The organism is Rhizomicrobium sp., assembly GCF_056722145.1.
The window spans coordinates 1-7,515 of the sequence record NZ_JBWZET010000312.1 but is presented as its reverse complement, the minus strand read 5'-3'; the positions used below and the strand labels follow the sequence as shown (position 1 = coordinate 7,515).

5 protein-coding genes are annotated in these 7,515 nt (G+C 66.0%); all 5 read left to right on the top strand.

Annotated elements, in window-relative coordinates; translation table 11 throughout:
* A partial coding sequence (locus tag AC1P6P_RS16445; protein ID WP_481403530.1) for a TonB-dependent receptor domain-containing protein occupies positions 1-820 on the top strand: 820 nt, incomplete at its 5' end.
* 197 nt (positions 821-1,017) lie between these two features.
* Positions 1,018-2,073: a LacI family DNA-binding transcriptional regulator gene (locus AC1P6P_RS16440; RefSeq protein ID WP_481403529.1), complete on the top strand. Its 1,056-nt coding sequence runs from the start codon at positions 1,018-1,020 to the stop codon at positions 2,071-2,073.
* A gap of 169 nt (positions 2,074-2,242) precedes the next feature.
* Positions 2,243-2,740, top strand: coding sequence for a hypothetical protein (locus tag AC1P6P_RS16435; RefSeq protein ID WP_481403528.1), 498 nt, complete (start codon positions 2,243-2,245; stop codon positions 2,738-2,740).
* Complete coding sequence (locus AC1P6P_RS16430) at positions 2,737-4,716, top strand: TonB-dependent receptor plug domain-containing protein (protein ID WP_481403527.1); 1,980 nt, start codon at positions 2,737-2,739, stop codon at positions 4,714-4,716. Before AC1P6P_RS16435 ends, AC1P6P_RS16430 begins: the two co-directional genes overlap by 4 nt.
* Positions 4,717-4,721: 5 nt before the next feature.
* On the top strand, positions 4,722-7,385 hold the full coding sequence (locus AC1P6P_RS16425) for a hybrid sensor histidine kinase/response regulator (protein ID WP_481403526.1): 2,664 nt from the start codon (positions 4,722-4,724) through the stop codon (positions 7,383-7,385).
* The last annotated feature ends 130 nt before the right edge of the window (positions 7,386-7,515 follow it).

The window sequence follows — 7,515 nt, the reverse complement described above, 5'->3', positions numbered from 1 at the left end:
CGTGACGGGCTACGACTTCCAGTTCGTCGCCGAAGCCGGCAACCCCGCGCTGAAGCCGATGACGGCCTGGCAGTATGACGCCAGCTACGAGTATTACTTCAGTGCCGTCAGCTCACTGACTGTCGATGGGTTCCTCAAGGAACTCAACAACACCATCAGCTACGGCAAATCGGTGCGTGCGATCACCAATAATGGCGCGACCGAGAACGTCGTCGTCCGCGGCCCGGTCAACTCCGGCAACGGCGGCGAGCTGTGGGGCTTCGAAGTGGCGTATCAGGCCTTCTTCGACTTCCTGCCGAGTCCGTTTGATGGCTTGGGCACCCAGCTGAACTGGGTCCATACCCACCAGTCCGGCATCCACAACGCCAACCTGGCGGTCCAGTCCGGCTACATCGCCGGTTCGACCGTTGCGTTCGGCGGCGGCAACAACGTGTTCGGCGCCGTCATCGACTCGCATCGCCTGGCCGGCATCTCCGACGACAGCTACAATATCGTCGGCTTGTACGAGAAGGGCCCGATCGGCATCCGCTTCGCGTACAACTACCGTTCGTCCTATCTGACCGACAACCTCGACTGCTGCACCGGCCTGCCGATGTATCAGAAGGGCGCCGGCTTCCTCGATGGATCGATCCGCTATTCGGTCGACGATCACTGGGAAGTCTCGCTCGACGGTTCGAACCTGCTCGATACGACCACGGTCTACCAGCAGCAGCTGACGGGCGATTCGACGGCGACGCCGAACGCCAAGCCGACGCTGCGTGACTCCTCGTGGAGCAAGAGCGGCCGCTTCGTGCAGTTCGCGATCCGCGTGAAGTATTGATCTGTGCATGGCGGGGCGCTCGCAAGGCGCCCCGCTGGTTTGGACATACCTTTCCCGATCTGCTTCTCGGGGCTCGCATTTTGTGCGGGCCCCATTTCTCGTATTCGGGAAGCAATTCCCGGTTGTGTGCTTGCAAGCTGCTTTTGTCACCGGTCTGTGGCATGGTGCAAAACGGATAAGCAACGGAACAGGGGCCGATGGGAGGAAAGCGCGATTCTGAGTCCGGACCGCCGCGGCCGACCTCGTTCGACATCGCGCGTCGGGCGGGCGTTTCGCAGCCGACGGTATCGCGTGCGCTGCGCGGCGATCCCACCATCAGCCCGATCACGCGCCGGCGCGTCGCCTTCATCGCCAAGGAGCTCGGCTACAAGGTCGATAAGAACGCTTCCAATCTTCGCGGCCAGCATTCCCAGACCATCGCCATCCTGTTCTTCGAGGACCAGCGCTTCAACGCCTCGCTGATCAACCCGTTCTTCCTGTCGATGCTGGGATCGATCGCCGGGGCCTGCGCCAAGCGCGGCTACGACCTTTTGATCTCGTGCCAGCATTTGTCGAACAACTGGCGCATCGATTACGAGGACAGCCGCCGCGCCGACGGCATCATACTTCTCGGCTACGACGATTTCGTCACCTACAGCGCCGAGCTCGAGCGCCTGGTCGACGAGGGCACCCATTTCGTCCACTACGGGGCGACGCTCGAGCGCCATCCCGGCCTGTCGGTCGGCTGCGACGACTATGCCGGCGGCTATCAGGCCGCCAAGCACCTGATCTCGCTCGGTCGGCGCAACATCGCCTTTCTCGGCGCCGCGTCGGACCATTATCCCGAATTTTTCGCCCGCTATCGCGGCTATTGCGATGCCTTGCGCGAAGCCGGCTTGCCGATCCAGTCCGAGCTGCAGGCCGATGCGGTCAGCGCCTTGCCGGAAGGCGAGCGGGCGACGCGCCAGGTTATCGCCAACGGCAAGCCGTTCGATGCGATTTTCGCCGCCTCCGACCTGATCGCCATCGCCGCGCTCGGGGTCTTGCGCGACCACAATTTATCGGTGCCCCGCGACGTTTCGGTGGTCGGGTTCGACGACATTCCACCGGCCAGCATGGTTACTCCGCCCTTGACCACGATTCGCCAGGACACCCAGCTCGCTGGCGAGGTGCTGGTTGAGACGCTGCTCAAGCTGATGCGCGGCGAGGCGGCGGAAGCGGCGGTTCTGCCGTGCAAATTGGTGATTCGCCGGTCCTGCGGCGCGGCCGACTGAGGCCCATGGCCGATCTGTAATAAAGTATCTCAGCCGCGGCTGCCGTAAGGGGACATTGGTCGAACCAAAACGGTTTCGGCGATAAGGTTCCGGGCGCGGGCGCCCGCTCGCACAGCAAGAAGAGACGGCCTTGCCCGGGGGTAGACACGCCAGATGCGCGCTTGCAGCCATGCTCGGCTGGCTGGCGCTGACGGCTGCCGCCGGGGCCGGCGAGGTGACGCCGGCCGACCTCAATGCCGCGGTGCGCGCGCTCGGCTTCCTGTCGTCGCTCGAAAACCGGCCGACCATCCTGATCGGGGTGGTCTATAGCGGCGCCGATGGCCGGGTGCAGGCGCAGCGGGCGGCCAACGATCTGTCGCGATTGGCCGGACCCGGCTCGGCGACCATCACGGCGGTGCCGGTGGCGGCGCAGGACCTCGCGAGTCAGCACTTCGACGCCCTTTATCTGATGACTCTGCCGACCGATGCCGGCCGTTTGGTGGGCGACTACGTCCGCCGTCAGCAGGTGGTGTCGGTGTCGGCCGACAGCCAATGCCTCGACATCCAAAGCTGCGTTCTGCTGGTGCAGGCGCGCTCGAATATGTCGGTTGTGCTCGATACCGCCCTGGCCAAGGCGGTGGGAGCGAAATTTTCCACGGTGTTCACGATGTTGGTGAAGCGCAAATGATGAAAATCAGGACCCTGCCGTTGGCGGCACTTCTGTTGTTGTCGGCGGCGCACGGCCAGTCGATGGACTATGGCGCCATCGAGCAGCTGTTCGGCGAGGCGGCGACGACCAGCGCGACGGGATCGCCGCAGCGTGCCACCGAGGTGCCGGCCAACCTGACGATCGTGACCCGCGACGACATCCGCCGCTCGGGATCGCGCGACCTGCCGGGGATTTTGCGCCACGTTGCCGGCGTCGACGTGCTGGAATGGGCCAACGATGCCTTCGACGTGTCGGCGCGCGGCTATAATCAGGCCTATTCGGCGCGCACGCTGGTGCTGGTCGACGGCCGTCAGGTCTATGTCGATTCGTTCGGTTTCACGCCGTGGAGCGCGCTGCCGGTGGAACTCGGCGCCATCCGCCAGATCGAAGTCGTCAAGGGCCCCAACGCCGCGCTGTTCGGTTTCAACGCGGTGGCGGGTGTGATCAACATCATCACCGACAATCCGCGCTATGATGATGTCATCACCGCCTCGGTGCGCAACGGCAGCCAGGGGCTATGGGATGCCTCTGGTGCGGCACGTTTCACGCTGGGCCACGACGCTTTCGTGCGCCTGTCGGCGGGGTATCGTTCCGATAAACCGTTCGGCACCGCCAATCCGCTCGCCGTCGACGGCACGCCGCGGCCCGACAACGACCGTCTGGCGTTCGATGCGGATTCGGTGTTCCGCCTCTCGGACTCGGTCGAGTTTGATCTCGAAGCCAGCCACAGCCGCGCCAGCCAGACCGAGGTTTCCGGCGGCTACAAGCTGCAGACGTCCGACTACGGCACCAATTCGGTGATGGGCCGGCTGGTCGCCGATACCAGCTGGGGCCTTCTGAAAGCGACGGCCTATGGCAATTGGACCGCCTGGACGCGCGCCGTCAGTCCGGGAATGGAGGCGCCGAAGCTGATGAATTCGCTGGCGGTCGTGCAAGTGGAGGACGTTTTCAGTCTGGCGCCCGACCACACCATCCGCCTCGCCGCCGCCTATCGCCACAACGAGGTGACGCCGAGCAACTACAATTCCGGCTTCGTCGCCTTCGATGCCGGCGCGGCGTCGGTGATGTGGGCCTGGCAGATCGCGCCCGACCTCGCTTTGACCAACGCGCTGCGGTTCGACAGCGTCGCCTACGATTCCAGTCTCGGCCTTGGCCCTGGCCCGGTCCGCTTCGGGCCGCCGATGCAGATCGATCAATGGAGCTTCAACAGCGGACTGGTCTGGAATGCCAGCGCCGACGACACTGTCCGCCTAATCGCCTCGCGCGGGGTGCAGCCACCGAGCCTCGTCCAGGTCTGGGATGGCGCCTTCGGCCAGGGCGGGGTGCCGTTCCAGTCGCTGCGCTTGAAGCCGTCGTCGGTGATGAATTTCGAGGCGCTGTGGAACCGCCGCTTCACCAGCCTGGACGCCAAGCTGCAGATCGCCGTCTTCCATCAGGTGACCACCGATGTGATTTCCACCGGCAGCGGCACCGTCGATGCGGCGGGCACGATGGGCATTGCACCGGCCAATGTCGGTTCGTCGCAAGCCTCGGGCCTCGAAGCGGGGATCGACGGCCGCCTGCTCGAGGATTGGACGTGGTCGGTCAGCTACCGCTACGAAATCATCAACGACAATTACAGCCGCGGCGGCGGCCGGACCGATCTCATCAATTACGAGGACACCACCCCTCAGCATGTCGTCAAGGCCGGCCTTGGCTGGCATTCGGGCCGCTGGGAGGCCAACGGGTTCCTTCTGTATCAATCCGATTCGGCGGGGCTCCGGCGTGTCGGTCCGTTCCGCCAGTTGGTGCCGATCGGCGCCTACACGACCGTCGATGCGCGGCTCGGCTACCGGCTGACCGATCGGTTGACACTGGCCGTATCGGGGCGCGACTTCGGCAATGGCCAGCAGCAGCAGACCTCGGGCCCCGACGTGCAGCGCCAGTATTTCGTCACGCTGTCCTTTGATATGTAGGCGCCATGGGCGAAATGGACCTGTTCTGGCAGATCACGGTGGTTGAGGCGCTCCTCAATCTGGCGATCTTTGCCGCGGCCGTCATCGCCTATGGCCCGGTCAACATCCTGGCAGCGAAGCTGCGCGCCCGGACGAGGATACCGCCCGGCGTCGCCATCGGCGTGCTGTTCGGCGCGGCCACCGCCATCGCCGTGCTGCAGCCGGTGCACATGATCGGCGGCGCTCCGACCGGCAGCCAGACGGTGTTGATTGCACTCGCCGGTCTGCTCGCGGGCGGCTTCGCAGCCCTGGCGGCGCTGGTGATCGCGGCGGCGGCGCAACTGGTGCCGATGCTGCAGGGCCAGCCGTTCGATGCGTTCGGGCTTGGCATTCTCGCGGTCGCGGCGGGCGCCGGCGTGCTGTTGCGCTTGTGGCTCGATCGCGGTGCCCACTTCGGCGAGATCGCGTATTGGCATTTTCCGCTGCTGGGGGCGGGCGCGGCCGGGCTCGATCTCGCGGTGCAATGGCTGCTGCAGGGCGCCACCGCCGCGCAATTGTCGGCGATCCCGACGCTGGTCGCCAACATCGTGGAAATCACCATTCTCGGCACCCTGCTGCTGCACGAAAAGCACCGCTACGAGGCCGAGCAGCATCTGCGCGCCAGCGAGCTTCGCCTTGCCAACCAGGCGCGCGAATTGGCGGCGCAGACCGAGGAGCTGGCGGCGCAGGCCCGCGAACTCGCCGCCGCCCGCGATGCTGCCGAGGCGGCCGACCGCGCCAAAAGCGAATTCCTCGCCAACATGAGCCACGAAATCCGCACGCCGATGAACGGGGTGATCGGCATGGCGGGATTGCTGCTCGACACCGATCTCGATTCCGAGCAGCGCCGATATGCCGAAACGGTGTGCGAATCCGGCGAGGCGCTGATCGACATCGTCAACGACATCCTCGACATCTCCAAGCTCGAAGCCGGCCGGCTCGAACTCGAATCCATTGCCTTCAATCTCAGCGATCTTGCCGACAAGGCGGCCGGACTGTTGTTCGCCAAGGCGCGCGAGAAGGCGATCGACATCGCGGTGTTCGTGGCGCCGGAAGCGTCGGGGATTTTCCGCGGCGATCCCTCGCGCCTCAGGCAGGTGCTGCTCAACCTGATCGGCAATGCCATCAAGTTCACCGACACCGGCGGAGTGGCGCTGCAGGTCTACGCCATCGCCGACGACGAGGGTGCCCCGACCGGGGTGCGCTTCGAGATCGCCGATACCGGCGTCGGCATTGCGCCCGAGCGCCAGGAACGGCTGTTCAAGAAATTCAGCCAGCTCGATTCCTCGGTGACGCGGCGCTACGGCGGCACCGGCCTCGGGCTTGCCATCTGCAAGGAGCTGGTCGAACTGATGGGCGGGACGATCGGCGTCATCTCCGAACCCGGTGCCGGCTCGACTTTCTGGTTCGAAGTGCCGCTGGCGTGGGAGCGTGCCGGCGACGTCCCGGCGCTGGTCCTGCCGCGGCGGCGGATGCGGGCACTGATCGTCGACGAGGTGCCTTTGATTGCCTATGTCACCCGCCGGCACCTGGAATGCTTCGGCTTCGAGGTCACCACCGCGCTCGATCCGTTTGCGGTGCTGACGGAAATCGAGCGTGCCGGGCTGGAGCCGTTCGATCTGGCGGTCTTCGATCATATCATGCCGGTGTTGCCGGGCGACCGGCTGGCGGCGCGGGTGCGCACGCTCCCCGGCGGGGCGGCGATCAAGCTGGTGCTCTTGACCTCGGCCGGCCGCGATGCGGTGGAAGAGGCTGGTGCCGTCGATTGCGTGCTCGAAAAGCCGCTGCAGGTGAAGCGGTTCGGCGCCTCGCTGGCGGCATTGTTTGAGCCGGGCGCGGTACGCGCTGTCGAGCCCGGGCCGCCCGGCCCGTCGGCGGTCGCCGAGGGTTTGTCGGTGCTGCTGGTCGAAGACAACCGGGTCAACCAGGACGTGGCGCGCACCATACTGATGCGGGCCGGCCATCGTGTCGATGCCGCCGCCAACGGCCGCGCCGCGGTGGAAGCGGTGCGCCGCAACGCCTACGACGTCGTATTGATGGACGTGCAGATGCCCGAGATGGACGGGATCGAGGCGGTCAAGCTGATCCGCGCCCTGCCGCCGCCGTTGCGAGCGGTCCACATCATCGCCATGACCGCCAACGCCATGGAAGGCGCCCGCGAGGAATACCTCGCCGCCGGCATGGACGACTACATCTGCAAGCCGGTGCAGCCCAAACTGCTGGTCGCCAAGCTGGCGGCGCGTGCCGGGATCAAGTCGCCCGCCGCCCGGCCGCCGGTGGGGAACGACGAGCCGCTGCTCGACGAACAGACGCTCACCGACCTGCTCGATGCCGTGCTGACCGATCAGACGGCCGGCTTCGTCGACGTATTCCTTGAGGATGCCGCCGAGCGGCTGGCGCAGGTCGAAGCTGCTGTCGCTGCCGGCGATGTCGAGGCTTGCCGCCGCGCCGCCCATGCCCTGGTCAGCATGGCCGGTACCTTCGGCGCGATGCGGCTGAGCGCGCTTGCCCGCCGGCTCGACACCGCCTGCCGCAACGCCGATCGTGAGGCGGTGGCGCCGCTGGCGGCAACCCTGAAATCCTGCGGCCGCGAAACTGCTGCCGCCTTGACCGGGTGGATTGGAAAAAATCGCGGCGCCCCGCCGGCTTGAGCCGCGGCTCCAGATATCGCAGGTGCGGCGTGTTGCGTTGGGGGGGGCGCCCGAAGCGGCGGAATGGAGCATGTTGTGCGGATTTGTCCGGTGGGGGTTGTGGCGCGCGACGAGGAACTGACGGAAGCCG

Bases quoted from the DNA above. Each gene is read 5' to 3' on its own strand.
- AC1P6P_RS16425 (WP_481403526.1), top strand. From the start codon at position 4,722: ATGGGCGAAATGGACCTGTTCTGGCAGATCACGGTGGTTGAGGCGCTC.
- AC1P6P_RS16430 (WP_481403527.1), top strand. From the start codon at position 2,737: ATGATGAAAATCAGGACCCTGCCGTTGGCGGCACTTCTGTTGTTGTCG.
- AC1P6P_RS16440 (WP_481403529.1), top strand. From the start codon at position 1,018: ATGGGAGGAAAGCGCGATTCTGAGTCCGGACCGCCGCGGCCGACCTCG.
- AC1P6P_RS16435 (WP_481403528.1), top strand. From the start codon at position 2,243: ATGCTCGGCTGGCTGGCGCTGACGGCTGCCGCCGGGGCCGGCGAGGTG.